General features: G+C 64.5%; 18 protein-coding genes. 2 read left to right on the top strand and 16 right to left on the bottom strand.

Going from position 1 to position 16,023, the window contains the following annotated elements; translation table 11 throughout:
- Positions 1 to 37: 37 nt before the first annotated feature.
- Complete coding sequence (locus ACQR1D_RS22335) at positions 38 to 841, bottom strand: response regulator (protein WP_315713838.1); 804 nt, start codon at positions 839 to 841, stop codon at positions 38 to 40.
- A 195-nt stretch (positions 842 to 1,036) separates the two neighbouring features.
- Here ACQR1D_RS22335 and ACQR1D_RS22340 point away from each other — a divergent pair, with 195 nt between their 5' ends.
- A complete protein-coding gene (locus tag ACQR1D_RS22340) occupies positions 1,037 to 1,273 on the top strand; it encodes a NepR family anti-sigma factor (RefSeq protein ID WP_315713837.1) in 237 nt (78 codons plus the stop codon).
- A complete protein-coding gene (locus ACQR1D_RS22345; protein ID WP_006612137.1) occupies positions 1,274 to 1,822 on the top strand; it encodes a sigma-70 family RNA polymerase sigma factor in 549 nt (182 codons plus the stop codon).
- Between the two features lie 127 nt (positions 1,823 to 1,949).
- Here the strand turns inward: ACQR1D_RS22345 and ACQR1D_RS22350 are convergent, their stop codons facing one another.
- The 15 genes from ACQR1D_RS22350 to urtA form a co-directional block, all read right to left on the bottom strand.
- On the bottom strand, positions 1,950 to 3,605 hold the full coding sequence (locus tag ACQR1D_RS22350; RefSeq protein WP_434838572.1) for a CHASE domain-containing protein: 1,656 nt from the start codon (positions 3,603 to 3,605) through the stop codon (positions 1,950 to 1,952).
- A gap of 293 nt (positions 3,606 to 3,898) precedes the next feature.
- On the bottom strand, positions 3,899 to 4,522 hold the full coding sequence (ureG, locus tag ACQR1D_RS22355) for an urease accessory protein UreG (protein ID WP_315804711.1): 624 nt from the start codon (positions 4,520 to 4,522) through the stop codon (positions 3,899 to 3,901).
- Positions 4,523 to 4,591: 69 nt separating this feature from the next.
- Positions 4,592 to 5,314, bottom strand: a complete 723-nt coding sequence (locus ACQR1D_RS22360) for an urease accessory protein UreF (RefSeq protein ID WP_316177657.1) — start codon at positions 5,312 to 5,314, stop codon at positions 4,592 to 4,594.
- Positions 5,301 to 5,912, bottom strand: coding sequence for an urease accessory protein UreE (locus ACQR1D_RS22365; RefSeq protein ID WP_315804710.1), 612 nt, complete (start codon positions 5,910 to 5,912; stop codon positions 5,301 to 5,303). Before ACQR1D_RS22365 ends, ACQR1D_RS22360 begins: the two co-directional genes overlap by 14 nt.
- A 42-nt stretch (positions 5,913 to 5,954) precedes the next feature.
- On the bottom strand, positions 5,955 to 6,254 hold the full coding sequence (locus ACQR1D_RS22370; protein ID WP_316216464.1) for a putative quinol monooxygenase: 300 nt from the start codon (positions 6,252 to 6,254) through the stop codon (positions 5,955 to 5,957).
- Between the two features lie 47 nt (positions 6,255 to 6,301).
- Positions 6,302 to 8,017 (bottom strand): urease subunit alpha, encoded by a 1,716-nt coding sequence (gene ureC, locus ACQR1D_RS22375; RefSeq protein WP_316216463.1) that lies wholly within the window; start codon positions 8,015 to 8,017, stop codon positions 6,302 to 6,304.
- A gap of 54 nt (positions 8,018 to 8,071) precedes the next feature.
- Positions 8,072 to 8,611, bottom strand: a complete 540-nt coding sequence (locus tag ACQR1D_RS22380) for an HD domain-containing protein (protein ID WP_315804708.1) — start codon at positions 8,609 to 8,611, stop codon at positions 8,072 to 8,074.
- 3 nt (positions 8,612 to 8,614) lie between these two features.
- Complete coding sequence (locus ACQR1D_RS22385) at positions 8,615 to 8,920, bottom strand: urease subunit beta (protein WP_434838571.1); 306 nt, start codon at positions 8,918 to 8,920, stop codon at positions 8,615 to 8,617.
- A 124-nt stretch (positions 8,921 to 9,044) separates the two neighbouring features.
- Positions 9,045 to 9,347 carry an urease subunit gamma gene (locus ACQR1D_RS22390; protein ID WP_015669637.1) on the bottom strand — a complete coding sequence of 101 codons (303 nt, stop codon included), beginning with the start codon at positions 9,345 to 9,347 and terminating at the stop codon, positions 9,045 to 9,047.
- A 48-nt stretch (positions 9,348 to 9,395) separates the two neighbouring features.
- Complete coding sequence (locus tag ACQR1D_RS22395; protein WP_434838570.1) at positions 9,396 to 10,232, bottom strand: urease accessory protein UreD; 837 nt, start codon at positions 10,230 to 10,232, stop codon at positions 9,396 to 9,398.
- A gap of 58 nt (positions 10,233 to 10,290) precedes the next feature.
- Positions 10,291 to 10,986, bottom strand: coding sequence for an urea ABC transporter ATP-binding subunit UrtE (gene urtE, locus ACQR1D_RS22400; RefSeq protein ID WP_315804705.1), 696 nt, complete (start codon positions 10,984 to 10,986; stop codon positions 10,291 to 10,293).
- Between the two features lie 3 nt (positions 10,987 to 10,989).
- Complete coding sequence (gene urtD / locus ACQR1D_RS22405) at positions 10,990 to 11,751, bottom strand: urea ABC transporter ATP-binding protein UrtD (protein WP_315804704.1); 762 nt, start codon at positions 11,749 to 11,751, stop codon at positions 10,990 to 10,992.
- Positions 11,752 to 11,755: 4 nt separating this feature from the next.
- Positions 11,756 to 12,919, bottom strand: coding sequence for an urea ABC transporter permease subunit UrtC (gene urtC / locus ACQR1D_RS22410; RefSeq protein ID WP_434838569.1), 1,164 nt, complete (start codon positions 12,917 to 12,919; stop codon positions 11,756 to 11,758).
- The gene (gene urtB, locus ACQR1D_RS22415) at positions 12,916 to 14,514 is read right to left on the bottom strand and encodes an urea ABC transporter permease subunit UrtB (RefSeq protein WP_410053161.1); all 1,599 of its coding nucleotides are present in this window, start codon (positions 14,512 to 14,514) and stop codon (positions 12,916 to 12,918) included. Before urtB ends, urtC begins: the two co-directional genes overlap by 4 nt.
- Positions 14,515 to 14,617: 103 nt before the next feature.
- The gene (urtA, locus tag ACQR1D_RS22420) at positions 14,618 to 15,940 is read right to left on the bottom strand and encodes an urea ABC transporter substrate-binding protein (RefSeq protein WP_315804702.1); all 1,323 of its coding nucleotides are present in this window, start codon (positions 15,938 to 15,940) and stop codon (positions 14,618 to 14,620) included.
- Positions 15,941 to 16,023 lie beyond the last annotated feature (83 nt).

The following is a 16,023-nucleotide window of genomic DNA, read 5'->3' on the forward strand; positions in this document are numbered from 1 at the left end:
GAACGCGCCGGAACAGGATCGTGCACGCGTGGCCTGATCAGGCTGCCGGCTTCGGCATCCGGTTGCGCGAATTGCGCTGGAAGAACAGCGCCTGACTCGCCACCGCCGACACCATGGCCGGCTGGAACGGCTTGGAGATGAGGAACGCCGGCTCGGGCCGCTCACCGGTGAGGAAGCGCTCCGGATAGGCGGTGATGAAGACCACCGGTACCTCGAAGGTGCGCAGAAGCTCGTTGACAGCGTCCAGGCCGGACGAACCATCGGCGAGCTGAATATCAGCCAGGATCAGACCGGGCTTCTTGTTCTTTGCGAGAGCCACCGCATCGGCATGAGTGCGGGCCACGCCGATGACGTTGTGGCCGAGATTCTTGACGAGGCTCTCGAGGTCCATCGCGATGAAAGTCTCGTCCTCGATGATCAGCACATCGGTAGCGATTTCGGCGGCGAGCTCCCGTCCGGCAGCATCCGCCAGCCGGCGGGTTTCAGCGACGTCGATGTCGAGGATGAAGGCCACTTCCTCCTCGGGAAAACCCTCGAGCGAGAGCAGCAGGAAGGCTTGGCGTGGTAAGGGGGTGATATTCGAGAGCCGCCGTTCCGGCGGCATCGGCAGGGTCGCCACTTCTGCGTCGTCGTTGAGCGCTACCGAATTCCAGATCTGCGTGAACAGGCGGAACAGGGCCGCCCGCGGTCCATAGCGCTCGTCCAGCAGCGCCGGATCCTGAATCAGGGCCTCGAGCATCGCTCCGACATAGGCGTCTCCGGAACCCTGGCTGCCGGTGAGGGCCCTCGCATACCGGCGCAACAGCGGCAAATGTTCAGCAACAAGCTGTGATCGGCTCATCCCCACTCCATTCGGTCATCTGGGCTTCCGCCCGGGTTCCATAATGCGCTGATTACGCCTGAACCGACGAAAAGTTCCCCAAACGCGTGGAACTTTTATCGCCCCGTCGCATTAGTTCCCGACAGACCCTCTCGGTGGCGAGAATAATTCTTGAAGCTTCAGGGACTTAACTCTCGGGGAAACGTGGAAAAGGTCATGAAAGATGTAAAGTCTCAAGCCAGCAAGAATGCGGCACCGCGCAAGCCCGGCGGACTGAACGCGGAAATTCAATCCAGAATCGGTCATCAACTCCGCGCGATGTACGACGACGTCGTCCGTCAGGGAGTGCCGGACCGCTTCGCGGATCTGGTGCGGAAGCTTGATGCGCCGGCAGCACAGTCCCACGTGGAGAACGGCGGGGGATCCAACGACCAAACCGACGGGAGGGAGTGAATGCCTCTCACTGATTCCTTGCGGGACGATATCCTCGCGGCCGTCCCCAGCCTTCGCGCATTTGCGATTTCCTTGAGTGGTAACAGCGATCGTGCCGACGACCTCGTGCAGGAAACCCTGCTCCGGGCGCTGGCCAACATCGACTCGTTTCAACCGGGATCGAATCTGCCTGCCTGGCTGTTCACGATCCTGCGCAACCTGTTCCGATCCGACTACCGCAAACGCCGGCGCGAAGTGGAAGATGCCGAAGGCAACTACGCCAAGACGCTCAAGACACATCCCTCGCAGGGCGCGCATCTCGAGTTCGAGGAGTTCCGCGCGGCGCTCGAGAAGCTGCCTCAGGACCAGCGCGAGGCACTGATCCTGGTCGGTGCATCGGGCTTTTCCTACGAGGATGCGGCAGCGATCTGCGGCTGCGCGGTGGGTACCATCAAGAGCCGCGTGAACCGCGCGCGCTCGAAGCTGGCAGCGCTGCTCTACGTCGAAGGCGCCGAGGATTTCGGCCCGGACGAGACCGTGCGGGCGGTGATCGGCGGCAGCGGCGGCTGATCAGCCAAGCCGTCGCAAACGAACCAGCAAAGAGGCGGCTCCTCAGCGAGCCGCCTCTTCTTGTTGTTGATCTCTTGTGCCCGGGATCGTGACGCCCCGGCATCCTGTTCGCCGACCGGCGCTGCGGCTATCGCGCCGGATGCAGTGGTGCGGAGAACTGCTCGGTGCGATCGCGCTCGGTCATGTCGATGACCGTCTCCATCGGCGCGCTCAGCTCATAGATATAGCTCGCCTCGGTGAAGAAGCGCTTTGACGTGCCGCCGAGCGCCTCCGGCGCAACGCGATCGAGCAGGATCAGTCCGAAATCGCTGTCCGGCCGCCGCGTTGCTTCACTGGTGTTCAATTCCTCCCAACGGAAGTGGAAGACGGCATTCGGCTCCTCGCCGGTCACCTCCCATTTGGCGGTGATGTGCGGGTGCTTTCCCACCAGCGAGAGGCCTTCGTCCGAGTGCGAGGCGAGTTCGAAGAACAGCAGCGACAGGCTCTGCGCGGCACGCGCGCTCACGGTGATGTCGGGTCCGTTGACCGCAATCCTGTCGGCATGCGGGATGGCGCGAGCTTCGAACAGTCCGCGCAATTGCACGCCCTGCCATTGACTCTCGCTGAGCAGCGTGACGACGTTCGACATCGCATGGATCCGCCCGATCAGCAGCTCGCGCGCGACATCGATGTCGCTGCCATGACGCAGCGTGCGCGTCACGATGGACTGGATCACCGCCAGGATGTTCTTGACCCGGTGGTTCAGCTCGTCGATGACCGCCGTCAGTCGGCGCTCGAAGCCGATCCGCACCTGGATTTCGCGACTCAGGCGCAGATTATTGTAGGCGACGTAGCCGAACAGGCCGCAGATGATACCGGTCAGCGCCATCCCGATGACGCCGACGATCGCCGCGGTCTGTTGCGCACGCCGGACCGCATTGCTCTTGGCGTAATAGACCAGCGACCAGTCGTGATTGCCGAAGGCGACGGTGCGGGTCGACGACGGAGCAGGATCGTCCGGCCCCCGGGTCCGGCTCGTCACCGCGCCCTGATCATTGGCAACCAGCTCGTCCGAGGCGTTGCGCGGATCCTTCAACGCCACCGAGAACAACGACAGATCGTCATTGGTGAGCAGCAGCGGCCCGATCTCGTAGGAAAACGTCACGAAGCCCGCCGGCGCAGTGGCACCTTGCGGGACGACCGGGGCTGCCAGCACGATCCCGATCGGACCGTCGCTCCGCACCAGCGGGGTGGGGTCGGAAGCGACCGGCTTGCCCTCGGCCATGGCGCGCGCAAGCATCGGTCCGACGATCGGCTGCCGGTCGAGTGCGATGCCGGGAAGCCTGGAGGTCTCGGCATTGCGTGGCTCGAGATCCATCAGAACGTCCAACGGACGATCGACGTTCGGCCCCAGCGGCGTGTCGTCGAAATTGCGAATGGTTGGATTCGGGAAGCCAGCCTGGCGCAGCTCGGTTTGCGCGATGGAGAGCTCATCCGGCCGCAGCCGCGCGATCCACGATGCCACCACGAAGTCGGTCTTGAACGCGTAGATCGACGATCGCAGCGGCTCCAGCATATTGGCCTTGATCACCGAGGGAGCGCGGAACAGCCCGGAGGCCACCCGGGCCAGCAGCTCACGTTCGGTCAGCCGGTCCTGGACGAGGCTGGCATGGACGTCGATGGCACGGGCGAGCGCAATGCGATCGAGCGCCAGCTCCTGGTCGTGGACGCGATAGGCGGCCAAGCCGGACAGCGCCGTCCCGACCAGCGCGATCAAACCGATGATGACACCCAGCCGGAGCACTCGTTTACTCTGAAGTAAAGGGTTGGCGAAGGAGGAGACGAGTCATCCAATAACCGGGCCTGCAACTCAAGGACGCACCTCGGGGCGATCGGAAGTGATCGGAGCGATCAGTGGATAGCGATCCCAGGATACCGGTGCATCGGCGCCGAGACGCCTTGGGCAAGGCGCACCCCGGGTCGAGGAAACACCCGAGGGCTCAAGTTGTTCCGGCCGGATGAGGCTTTTTTGCGTCTGTCATTGCAGCAGACGCATCGAGCAACGAAGAACGTTGCGACGCAGATCAGTCCCGGCGCTCAGGCCGACGGCTTCAGACCGCCCTTGGCTTCGATGAAGCCGATAATCCGGTCAAGCCCTTGGCTCTTCTTCAGATTGGTCATGACGAAGGGCCGTGCGCCGCGCATGCGCTTGGCATCCGTCTCCATCTTCTCCAGAGAAGCGCCCACATGGGGTGCCAAGTCAATCTTGTTGATCACCAGAAGGTCGGAGCGGGTGATACCCGGTCCGCCCTTCGACGGGATCTTGTCGCCCGCCGCGACGTCGATGACGTAGATCGTGATATCGGCGAGTTCCGGCGAGAACGTTGCCGCGAGGTTGTCGCCGCCCGACTCGATCAACACCAGGTCGAGTCCGGGAAACTTGGCCCGCATGTCGGCCACTGCGGCGAGGTTCATGGAAGCGTCCTCGCGGATCGCAGTGTGCGGGCAGCCGCCGGTCTCCACGCCGGCGATACGATCCGGGGTGAGCGATCCCGAGCGAACGAGAAACTCCGCGTCCCATTTGGTGTAGATGTCGTTGGTGATCGCGGCGATGTCGTAGCGCTCCCGCATCGATTTGCACAGGAGATCCATCAGCGCAGTCTTGCCGGACCCGACCGGGCCACCGACGCCAACGCGGAGCGGACCGTGAGACGATGCCATGTCATTTACCCTTCTGTCGTGCGCGCGACCGCGCGGGGCCGTGATCGGAGCAGCCCTTGCCCCGCTTCATCACGACCGAAACAGCCTTGTATATTGCGTCTCGTGATGAAGGCTTGCGAGATCGGCGCGAAATGTTGCGCCGCCGATGTCGTCGAGCGAGGCGAGCAGAGCGCGGTCCGCCGTCGCGGCAACGACAGGTTCCAACGCGGCAAGCACGCGCTGGCTGTCGGTCTGCCCCAACGGTACGAGACGACTGCCGGCGGAAATCCAGTTCGACGTGAGGGCGTGCAGGAAGCCGTGCAGCAGGGGTCCCAGAGGAACGCCGTGAACCGCGCCGACCAGCCCCACGGCGACCGGATAGACGATGCTCTCACATCGCGCCACCGCCTCGTCGAGGCCTGCGCAGTTCCAGGCGGACCGCGCGATCTCGATGAAGGCACGGCCCTGCGCCGTGGTTTCGAGCTGACGCTCGCGCGACGGTACGAAAGCGGCGGCAAGCTCGGCCACCTCGCGGAGGCTTGCCATATCGTCGAGCTCAACCGCGCGATACGCGTGCGCGAGGAAAGCCGCGTCGCAGAAGCCGGAGCCATTGGTCAGCATCGTCGCGAGCCAGCCGCGCAGCGCCGCCGCATCGCCGATGTCGCCCGCCTCGACCGCCCATTCGATGCCGCTCGAATAGGAGAATCCGCCAATCGGAAACGCCGGCGACAGCCATGTCAGCAGCCGATACAGCGCAGCCGGATCCGCGGCGCTGATCGCAGCCGGCCGAGCCCCCTCCTCACTTGTGCTCATGAGCATGGGAATGACCGTGATCGTGATGGTCATGGCCGCAGTGCTCGTCATGCACGTGATGATCATGTGCATGGCCGTGGTCGTGATGCGCGTGATCGTGCCCGGCATGATCGTGATGATGATCGTGGCCGTGGTGATCATGATCATCATGGCCATGCGCATGGCTGGGCTCGGCGTAAGCACCGCCCTCCGGATCGAACGGCGCCTCGATCTCGATCACGCGCGCGCCGAGGCCCTTGACCATGGCCTCGATCACGTGGTCGCGGCGAATGCGCAGGCTCTTGGGCATGAGCTGCGTCGGCAGGTGCCGGTTGCCGAGATGCCAGGCGAGCCGCACCAGATGATGCGGATCGGAAGCCCGGATCTCGAGCAGCGGCTCGGCCGCCGCCACGACCTCGATCAGCCGGCCGTCCTCCAGCACCAGGGCATCGCCACCGCGCAAGGCGGTGGCGTGCTCGAGGTCCAACAGAAACTCCAGCCCACGCGTTCCGGTCATCACCAGCCGCCGCCGGTGCCGGTCATCGAAATCGAGCAGGACGGAATCGGCGGCGGCCTCTTTCCAACGATGCTGCCCGAGCACGCGTGTCGCGCGGATCATGCTGAAACTCTCATTCTCTTATTCCGCTCACTCTTATTCCGCTCAGCGGACATCGACCTTCTCAGGCGTAATGATCTCGATCTTCGGCGGCGCCGCCATGCATTTCACCGCGACGCGCCCGAAGGTCTTCATGTGCTCGGTCGCGCGGTGCGGCACCAAGGCCTCGGCGTTCTCCCACTGCTCGACGAAGACCATCTTGCTCGGGTCGGTGACGCTCTCATGCAAATCATAGGCGATATTGCCGGGTTCTTTGCGGGTCCCTGCAATGCAGGCAGTCGCGGCGGCGATGAATTCCGCACGGGTTTCGGGCTTGATGGTCAAGGTGGCAACGACATAGATCACGCAGCAGTCCTCCCGGTACGTTTCTGGTTCTGGGTACCGGGCGGAGCTTAGAACATGAAGTAGCGCTGCGCCATGGGCAGCACCTCGGCCGGCTCGCAGGTCAGGAGCTCGCCATCGGCGCGGACCTCATAGGTCTCCGGATCGACCTCGATGTTCGGCGTCGCGTCGTTGTGGATCATGCTCTTCTTCGAGATCCTGCCGCGGGTGTTCTGCACGGCGTAGAGCTTCTTGGACAGGCCGAGCTTGCGCGCGAGCCCGCCGGTGACGGCAGCCTTCGAGGTGAAGATCACCGAGGAGGCCGTCAGCGACTTGCCGAACGCGCCGAACATCGGCTGGTAATGCACCGGCTGCGGCGTCGGGATCGAGGCGTTGGGATCGCCCATCGGAGCTGCGACGATGGTGCCGCCCTTGATGACGCAGTCGGGCTTGACGCCGAAGAAGGCGGGCGACCACAGCACGAGATCGGCGAGCTTGCCCTTCTCGACCGAGCCGATCAGCTTCGACACGCCATGCGCAATCGCCGGGTTGATCGTGTATTTGGCGATGTAGCGCTTGACGCGAAAATTGTCGTTGTCCTGGCCCTTGTCCTGCGGCAGCGCGCCGCGCTGCTTCTTCATCTTGTCGGCGGTCTGCCATGTGCGGATGATGACCTCGCCGAGCCGGCCCATCGCCTGCGAATCCGATGACATCATCGAGAGCGCGCCGAGATCGTGCAGGATGTCCTCGGCCGCGATCGTCTCCTTGCGGATGCGGCTTTCGGCAAAGGCGAGATCCTCGGCGATCGACGGATCGAGATGGTGACACACCATCAGCATGTCCAGATGCTCATCGATCGTGTTGCGCGTGAACGGCCGCGTCGGATTGGTCGACGACGGCAGCACGTTCTTCAGGCCCGCAACCTTGATGATATCAGGCGCGTGGCCACCGCCGGCGCCTTCGGTGTGGAAGGCGTGGATCGTGCGGCCCTTGAAGGCCTTGATCGTGTCCTCGACGAAGCCGGATTCGTTGAGCGTGTCCGAGTGCAGCATCACCTGGACGTCGTAGTCGTCAGCCACTGACAAGCAATTGTCGATCGCCGCCGGCGTCGTGCCCCAGTCCTCATGTAGCTTCAGCGCGCAGGCGCCGGCCTTGATCATCTCGACCAGCGCCGCGGGCCGCGAGGCGTTGCCCTTGCCGGAAATACCGAGGTTCACCGGAAAGGCGTCGAACGACTGCATCATCCGCCCGATGTGCCATGGGCCGGGCGTGCAGGTCGTCGCGAAGGTGCCGTGCGACGGACCGGTGCCGCCGCCGAGCAGCGAGGTGACGCCACTCATCAGCGCATGCTCGATCTGCTGCGGGCAGATGAAGTGGATGTGGCTGTCGAAGCCGCCGGCGGTGAGGATCTTGCCTTCGCCCGCGATCACGTCGGTGCCCGGGCCGATCACGATGGTCACGCCAGGCTGGATGTCGGGATTGCCGGCCTTGCCGATCGCTGAGATCATGCCGTCCTTGATCGCGACGTCGGCCTTCACGACCCCCCAATGATCGACGATCAGCGCATTGGTGATGACGGTGTCGGCGGCGCCCTGCTTGTTGGTCGCCTGCGACTGGCCCATGCCGTCGCGGATGACCTTGCCGCCGCCGAACTTCACCTCCTCGCCATAGACGGTGAAGTCCTTCTCGACCTCGATGATCAGGTCCGTGTCGGCGAGCCGGACCTTGTCGCCGGTCGTGGGACCGAACATGTCGGCGTAGACGGAACGCTTGATCTTGACGGACATCGTTGGCCCCCAATTAGCTCTGCTTGTCTTGTTCTCGCAACGCCGACGGTCCGCTCACAGCGTCCCCCGCGCGTTCGCAACGGTCTCGTCGAACAGCGCGTCCAGCGCCACATTCACACCGCGGCAGCCTGCGACGACCTGCTCGGCCCAGCCAAGATACTCCATCAGCTCGAGCTGCTGCTCGAGATCCGGCTCGAACACAATGCGGGCGCGGATGTTGCTGATCTTGTCGGCGATCTTGATCTGCTTGGCGCCATCAGACTTGCCGGGAGCCGCGATGACCTGGACCGCGCGCCGCTCGCTCTTCGGCAGGGTCATGTCGTCGGTGACCTCCTCGACCAGCCCGGCGACGCGCGAGCCGAAACGCTGCATCAGCTCGTCGTGGCTGGTGTCGGTGTCCTCGATGCTGTCGTGGAGCCAGCCGGCCGCGACGAGCTCGGCGTCCTCGCCGTTGCAGGCGACCGCGAGGATGTTGGCGACCTCAGCGAGATGATTGATGTACGGCTCCTCGTCGCGGCCCTTGCGCTGCTGGCCGGCATGACGGCGCGCCGCCAGCTCGGCCGCTTCGGAGACGAGGCGCAATCCGGTCAGCATCGTCTACAGCTTGCCCATCACGTCGCCGCGGAAGCCGTAGACCGTGCGCTTGCCGCCGAGCGCGACCAGCTGCACCTCGCGGGTCTGGCCGGGCTCGAAGCGCACCGCCGTGCCGGCGGCGATATCGAGCCGCATGCCCCTGGCTTTCTTGCGGTCGAACTTCAGCGCCGGATTGGTCTCGAAGAAATGGTAATGCGAGCCGACCTGGATCGGCCGGTCGCCGGTGTTGGCGACCGACAGCGTCACGGTCTTGCGGCCGGCATTGAGCTCGATCTCGCCGTCCTGGATGAAAAGTTCGCCGGGGATCATGTGTCTTTCTCCGTCATTCCGGGGCGGTCCGCAGGACCGAACCCGGAATCTCAAAATCGATTGCAGACAATCTCTGGATTCCGGATTCAGCCCTGCGGGCTGCCCCGGAATGACGTGCAAGAACTTAGCGGATCGGCTCGTGCACCGTGACCAGCTTGGTGCCGTCCGGAAACGTCGCCTCGACCTGGATGTCGTGGATCATCTCGGGGATGCCCGGCATCACCTGATCGCGGGTCAGGACCTGGGCGCCGGCCTGCATCAGCTCGGCCACGGTGCGGCCGTCACGCGCGCCTTCCAGAATGAAGTCGGAGATGATCGCGACCGCTTCGGGATGGTTCAGCTTGACGCCGCGCTCGAGCCTGCGGCGGGCCACGATGGCGGCCATCGAGATCAGGAGCTTGTCCTTTTCGCGGGGAGACAGGTTCATGCGGACTCTCTGGTGATCGTCTTCTAATGATCGTCAGTTGGTAAACGTCTAGTTGAGCCACAGCCGCGGCAGCGGTCCGGCCGATGCGCAGCCGAGCACCGCCATCATGTCGGCGCGCAGGCTCGCGGCATCTTGGGCACAGAAGCGCGCCATTGCAAATCCATTCCAGGCGGACAGTCCGGCCTCGCCCCGAAACGCCGGCAGGCTCTCCCTGATGCGCTCCACCAGCGCGGCGTCGCCGGGCACGATCAGCGCAGTCCCGATGGCCGCGGCGCCCTTGGCGATCGCGGGCTGCGCCAGCTTGTCGCCGATGTCGCCGTCGAGGCGGACCGTCTCGGCGAACACCAGCTTGCCGCCGCGCTTGAGCCGCCAGCGATCGACGAACTCGCCCTCGCGCATGCGCTCGCCCATGGCCGTGCGGCCGAACACGACGATCTCGCACAACAGGAGAGAGGCGGTGTCGGCGAGGTCGATGTCGATGCGGCGATGAATGCGGGCGCGGTCGAACAGGATGGTCTCCTGCGGCAGCCACGAGATGTGCGCGCCGGCATGAGCCGTCAGCGCGATATCGAGCTCGGCTGGCTTGCCCGGCGCGCGATAGACCTTCTCGGCCGCGGCGCTCGACAGCGTGACGCGGCTGCCTTCGCCGGCCGCGACCTCGATCGCGAAATGGTCGCCGCCGGCGATTCCGCCCGCGGTGTTGACGAACATCGCCGAGAGACCGTCGTCCTCGGGCGAGGGAAAGCGGACGCGCAGCGAGCCGGATTCATGCAGGTGATGGCGCCGCGTCACGCCGTCCTGCAGCCGCACGTCGAAGCGCACCGCGCCGCGGGCGCGGTTGGCCTCGAAGATGTCGGCAGCGGCGTTGGCGGGATCGGCCCGCATCGATCCCCTCCCCTGGGACCAGACGCGGGCGAGACCGCGTCGAGAAGCTACGTGATGATCACAGCGCCATCTGGCGGCTGATCTCGGCCTGGTCGAGATTGGCGCGGGTGCAGGTGAACTTCACCGCGCCGCGATCCATGACGGCGAAGTTGTCGCCGAGTTCGCAGGCAAAGTCGAGATATTGCTCGACCAGGACGATGGCGATGTTGCCGAGATTGCGGAGGTACGAAATCGCCCGGCCGATGTCCTTGATGATCGACGGCTGGATGCCCTCGGTCGGCTCGTCCAGCAGCAAGAGCTTCGGCCGCATCACCATGGCGCGGCCGATCGCAAGCTGCTGCTGCTGGCCGCCGGAAAGATCGCCGCCGCGGCGGCCGAGCATCGATTCCAGCACCGGAAACAGCGAGAATACGTCGTCCGGGATGCTGCGATCGGCCCGCTTCAGCGGCCCGAAGCCGGTCTTGAGATTCTCCTCGACCGTGAGCAGCGGGAAGATCTCGCGGCCCTGCGGCACGAAGCCGATGCCCTTGCGCGCCCGCTCATACGGCTTCAGGCGGGTGATGTCGGCGCCATCGAAGGTGATGCTGCCCGACGCCAGCGGATATTGCCCGACCAGCGCCCTCAGCAGCGAGGTCTTGCCCACGCCGTTGCGGCCGAGCACGCAGGTGACCTTGCCCGGCTCCGCCGCGATCGAGACGCCGCGCAGCGCCTGGGCGGCGCCGTAATAGAGGTTGATGTCCTTGACGTCCAACATCGCCTAGCGTCCCAGATACACTTCGATCACCCGATCGTTCGACGACACCTGATCGATGGTGCCCTCGGCCAGCACCGTGCCTTCGTGCAGGCAAGTGACCTTGACGCCGAGCTCGCGAACGAAAGTCATGTCATGCTCGACGACCATGACGGTATGATCCTTGTTGATCTCTTTGAGCAGCTCAGCCGTCTGATGCGTCTCGACGTCGGTCATGCCGGCGACCGGCTCGTCGACCAGCAGCAGCTTCGGGTCCTGTGCCAGGAGCATGCCGATCTCCAGCCACTGCTTCTGGCCGTGCGAGAGGCTGCCGGCGAGCTTGCGTCGGGCATCCTTGAGCCGCACCGTCTCGAGCACCCGGTCGATCTGCTCGGCCTCGCCCCTCGAGCCGCGCCAGAACAGCGTCCCCTTGACGCTGTGGTCGACATTGAGCGCAAGCAGCAAATTGTCCTCCACCGACTGGCTCTCGAACACCGTCGGCTTCTGGAACTTGCGGCCGATGCCGAGCTCGGCGATCCGCGTTTCGTCGAGCCGGGTCAGGTCGGTCTTGCCGTCGAACAGCACCGTGCCCTCGTCGGGCTTGGTCTTGCCGGTGATGATGTCCATCATCGTGGTCTTGCCGGCACCGTTCGGGCCGATGATGGCGCGCATCTCGCCGGGCTCGAGCGTCAGCGAAAGATTGTTGATGGCGTGGAAGCCGTCGAACGAGACGTGCACGCCGTCGAGATAGAGTAGCGACGACGTCGCGCGGGTGTCCATCACGTTCATGCGCTCACTCCGCCATCTTGGGTTCGGTGACGCCGTCCTCGCGGGCGGCGCTCTCGGCGTTCAGCCTCCTGCTGCCGAGCTGATCCCACCAGGAATTGAAGGTGCCGATAATGCCTTTGGGCAACAGCAGAGTGACGAGCACGAACAATGCGCCGAGCATGAACAGCCAGTAGGGCGCCAGCACGCCCGAAGTGAAGAAGGTCTTGGCGTAGTTCACGACGACGGCGCCAAGCGCAGCCCCGACCAGCGTGCCGCGGCCGCCGACCGCGACCCAGATCACGGCCTCGATCGAATTGCCGGGCGCGAACTCGGAGGGGTTGATGATGCCGACCTGCGGGACGTAGAGCGCGCCGGCGACGCCGGCCATGCAGGCCGACAGCGTGAACACGAACAGCTTGTAGGACTCGACGCGGTAGCCGAGGAAGCGCGTCCGCGACTCGGCGTCGCGGATCGCGATCAGCACCTTGCCGAGCTTCGACGACACGATCGCCCGGCAGATCAGGAACGCCAGAATGAGCGCAAGGCAGCTCAGCGCGAACAGCGCGGCGCGGGTGCCTTCCGCCTGGACGTTGAAGCCGAGAATGTCCTTGAAGTCGGTCAGGCCGTTGTTGCCGCCGAAGCCGAAATCATTGCGGAAGAAGGCGAGCAGCAGCGCGTAGGTCATCGCCTGGGTGATGATCGACAGATACACGCCGGTGACGCGCGAGCGGAAGGCGAGCCAGCCGAAGCAGAAGGCGAGCAGGCCGGGCACCACGAGCACCATCAAAGCTGCAAACCAGAACATGTCGAAGCCGTGCCAGTACCAGGGCAGCTTGGAATAGTTCAGGAACACCATGAAGTCCGGCAGGATCGGGTTGCCATAGACGCCCCGGGTGCCGATCTGGCGCATCAGATACATGCCCATCGCGTAGCCGCCGAGCGCGAAGAACGCGCCATGGCCAAGCGAGAGAATGCCGCAATAGCCCCAGATCAGGTCGATCGAGAGCGCCAGGATCGCGTAGCAGACATATTTGCCCCACAGCGCGACCAGATAGGTCGGCACCTGCAAGGCCGAGCCGGCCGGCAGCAGCAGGTTGGACAGCGGGATCAGCACGCCGCAGGCGGCGACCACGAGCACGAAGATGGTTGCGGCACGATCGAGCGACCGGGTGAGGACGTGCGGCATCATGCTTCCACCGCCCGGCCCTTGAGCGCGAACAAGCCGCGCGGGCGCTTCTGAATGAACAGGATGATCAGCACCAGGATCGCGATCTTGCCGAGCACGGCGCCGGCGACCGGCTCCAGGAACTTGTTGGCGATGCCCAGCGTGAAGGCGCCGACCAGCGTGCCCCAGAGATTGCCGACGCCGCCGAACACCACGACCATGAAGGAATCGATGATGTAGCTCTGGCCGAGGTTCGGGCTGACGTTGTCGATCTGCGATAGCGCCACGCCGGCGATGCCGGCAATGCCTGAGCCGAGCCCGAAGGTGAGCGCATCGACCCGCGAGGTCGCGATGCCCATCGAGGCCGCCATGCGCCGGTTCTGTGTCACCGCGCGCATCTCCAGACCAAGCGCAGTGTAGCGCAGCATCGCCAGCAGGATGGCGAACACGGCCATCGTGAAGCAGAGGATCCAGAGCCGGTTGTAGGTGATGGTGATCTGGCCGAGCTCGAACGCACCGCTCATCCAGGAGGGATTGCCGACCTCGCGGTTGGTCGGACCGAACGCCGTGCGCACCGCCTGCTGCAGGATCAGCGACAGGCCCCAAGTCGCGAGCAAGGTTTCCAACGGACGCCCGTAGAGGAAGCGAATGATGGTGCGCTCGATCAGCACGCCGATCGCGCCGGCGACCAGGAAGGCGAGCGGGACGGCAATCAGCAGCGAATAGTCGAACAGCGCCGGGTACCGCGTGCGGATGACCTCCTGCACGACAAAGGTGGTGTAGGCGCCGAGCATCACCATCTCGCCATGGGCCATGTTGATGACGCCCATCACCCCGAAGGTGATGGCGAGGCCGATGGCGGCGAGCAGCAGCACCGAGCCGAGCGACAGGCCGTACCAGGCGTTCTGCACGCCGGACCAGATTGCGAGCGAGCTCTGGATCGATGAGATCGCGCTGGCAGCAGCCTTGGTGACGGTGGCCGGCTGGTCGCCGCCGCTGATCTCGGTCAGCAGCGCAAGCGCCTCCTGGTCGCCGCGCGACCTGATGGTGGCGACCGCCTCAAGCTTGTCCACCTCGCTCGCGTCGGACTTGAACAGGAGGATGGCAGCCCGCGCCTCGGTCAACGCCTGCTTGACCGCGCGATTGGTTTCCTTGGCGAGCGCCGATTCCACCGTCGGCAGCGTCGCCTCCTCATGCGACTTGAACACCGATTTGGCGGCGGTCAGGCGTGTGTTGGTATCCGGCGACAACAGCGTCAGGCCACCCAGCGCAGCATCCACGCTGCGCCGGAGCCGGTTGTTGAGGCTGACCGCCGCGGCATTGTCCGGAAGCTTGTCGACGGCAGCGCCGGTCGCGGCATCGATGATCTTGCCGTCGGTCTGCTTGACATAGACCTTCTTGGTTTCGGCATCGAACATCAGCCGCTCGTCCTGGAGCGCGCTGATGATCGGAAAAGCCAGCGGGTTGCCCGACACCGCGATCTCGCCGACGGCCTCGTCCGTGTCCGAGAAATCATCGTTCGCGAGCTTCGCGACCGACTCTTCGAAACTGGCTGCGAAGGCGGGAACGGAAACGGCGATCAGGGCGAGCAAAACAAGCAGACGGCGAATGATCGCCAGAAAAACAGCAGGCACTGGACAACCCCGGCAGGAGTTCAGGAGGTCAAGAGAAGGCGGCAACATCGCCGCCTTCTCCTGTCGTCATGGTCGCGTCAGGTCGGGATCAGGAGCCCGAGCCCAGGCACTTGTTGGTCTTGACGTTGAAGTTGCCGCACTTCTTGCCGACCCAATCGCCGATCAGGTCCTTCGAGCCCTCGAGCTCCTTCGACCAGGCGTCGCCCGGGACGAGATCCTTGGTCTTGTAGACGACGCTGAACTGGCCATCGCCCTTGATCTCGCCGATGAACACCGGCTTGGTGATGTGGTGGTTCGGCAGCATCTTCGACACGCCGCCGGTCAGGTTCGGCGCCTCGATGCCCGGGAGCGCGTCGATGACCTTGTCCGGATCGGTCGACTTCGCCTTCTCGACCGCCTTCACCCACATGTTGAAGCCGATATAGTGGGCCTCCATCGGGTCGTTGGTCACGCGCTTCGGGTTCTTGGTGTAGGCCTGCCACTCCTTGATGAACTTCTCGTTCGCCGGGGTCTTGATCGACTCGAAATAGTTCCAGGCAGCGAGATGGCCGACCAGCGGCTTGGTGTCGATGCCGGCGAGCTCTTCCTCACCCACCGAGAACGCGACCACCGGGATGTCCTTGGCCTTGATGCCCTGGTTGCCGAGCTCCTTGTAGAACGGAACGTTGGCGTCGCCGTTGATGGTCGAGACCACGGCGGTCTTCTTGCCGGCCGAGCCGAACTTCTTGATGTCGGCCACGATCGTCTGCCAGTCGGAGTGACCGAACGGCGTGTAGTTGATCATGATGTCGTCCTGAGCCACGCCCTTCGACTTCAGGTAGGCTTCCAGGATCTTGTTGGTGGTGCGCGGATAGACGTAGTCGGTGCCGGCCAGCACCCAGCGCTTCACCTTCTCTTCCTTCATCAGGTAGTCGACCGCCGGGATCGCCTGCTGGTTCGGCGCCGCACCGGTGTAGAACACGTTGCGCTCGCTCTCCTCGCCCTCGTACTGGACCGGGTAGAACAGGATGCTGTTGAGCTCCTTGAACACCGGCAGCACCGACTTGCGCGACACCGAGGTCCAGCAGCCGAACACGACCGCGACCTTGTCCTTGGTGATCAGCTCGCGCGCCTTCTCGGCGAACAGCGGCCAGTTCGAGGCGGGGTCGACCACGACGGCCTCGAGCTTCTTGCCGAGCACACCGCCCTTCTTGTTCTGTTCGTCGATCAGGAACAAGATCGTATCCTTCAGCGTGGTCTCGCTGATGGCCATGGTGCCGGACAGAGAATGCAGAACGCCAATCTTGATGGTGTCGTCAGCGGCCTTGGCCGGGCCAAAGCCGGCTGCGCCGAGCGCCAGGCCGGCAGCAGCAGCCAGCCAGCGACGGCGGCTGAACGGCGCCGTTAATTCCTGAGTGAGTCGAGTAAGCATGAGGTAATATCTCCCTGACGCAGACGTGCTTCGCAGCCAAGGCGGCCGGCGGTCTGCGGCGGAAGAATCGCAAGAAGTGTGCC

This window comes from Bradyrhizobium sp. HKCCYLRH2047, assembly GCF_051168175.1.
GTDB lineage: Bacteria > Pseudomonadota > Alphaproteobacteria > Rhizobiales > Xanthobacteraceae > Bradyrhizobium.

Bases quoted from the DNA above. Each gene is read 5' to 3' on its own strand.
- ACQR1D_RS22335 (WP_315713838.1), bottom strand. From the start codon at position 841: ATGAGCCGATCACAGCTTGTTGCTGAACATTTGCCGCTGTTGCGCCGG.
- ACQR1D_RS22340 (WP_315713837.1), top strand. From the start codon at position 1,037: ATGAAAGATGTAAAGTCTCAAGCCAGCAAGAATGCGGCACCGCGCAAG.
- ACQR1D_RS22345 (WP_006612137.1), top strand. From the start codon at position 1,274: ATGCCTCTCACTGATTCCTTGCGGGACGATATCCTCGCGGCCGTCCCC.
- ureG (WP_315804711.1), bottom strand. From the start codon at position 4,522: ATGGCATCGTCTCACGGTCCGCTCCGCGTTGGCGTCGGTGGCCCGGTC.
- ACQR1D_RS22360 (WP_316177657.1), bottom strand. From the start codon at position 5,314: ATGAGCACAAGTGAGGAGGGGGCTCGGCCGGCTGCGATCAGCGCCGCG.
- ACQR1D_RS22365 (WP_315804710.1), bottom strand. From the start codon at position 5,912: ATGATCCGCGCGACACGCGTGCTCGGGCAGCATCGTTGGAAAGAGGCC.
- ureC (WP_316216463.1), bottom strand. From the start codon at position 8,017: ATGTCCGTCAAGATCAAGCGTTCCGTCTACGCCGACATGTTCGGTCCC.
- ACQR1D_RS22380 (WP_315804708.1), bottom strand. From the start codon at position 8,611: ATGCTGACCGGATTGCGCCTCGTCTCCGAAGCGGCCGAGCTGGCGGCG.
- ACQR1D_RS22385 (WP_434838571.1), bottom strand. From the start codon at position 8,920: ATGATCCCCGGCGAACTTTTCATCCAGGACGGCGAGATCGAGCTCAAT.
- ACQR1D_RS22390 (WP_015669637.1), bottom strand. From the start codon at position 9,347: ATGAACCTGTCTCCCCGCGAAAAGGACAAGCTCCTGATCTCGATGGCC.
- ACQR1D_RS22395 (WP_434838570.1), bottom strand. From the start codon at position 10,232: ATGCGGGCCGATCCCGCCAACGCCGCTGCCGACATCTTCGAGGCCAAC.
- urtE (WP_315804705.1), bottom strand. From the start codon at position 10,986: ATGTTGGACGTCAAGGACATCAACCTCTATTACGGCGCCGCCCAGGCG.
- urtD (WP_315804704.1), bottom strand. From the start codon at position 11,751: ATGAACGTGATGGACACCCGCGCGACGTCGTCGCTACTCTATCTCGAC.
- urtC (WP_434838569.1), bottom strand. From the start codon at position 12,919: ATGATGCCGCACGTCCTCACCCGGTCGCTCGATCGTGCCGCAACCATC.
- urtA (WP_315804702.1), bottom strand. From the start codon at position 15,940: ATGCTTACTCGACTCACTCAGGAATTAACGGCGCCGTTCAGCCGCCGT.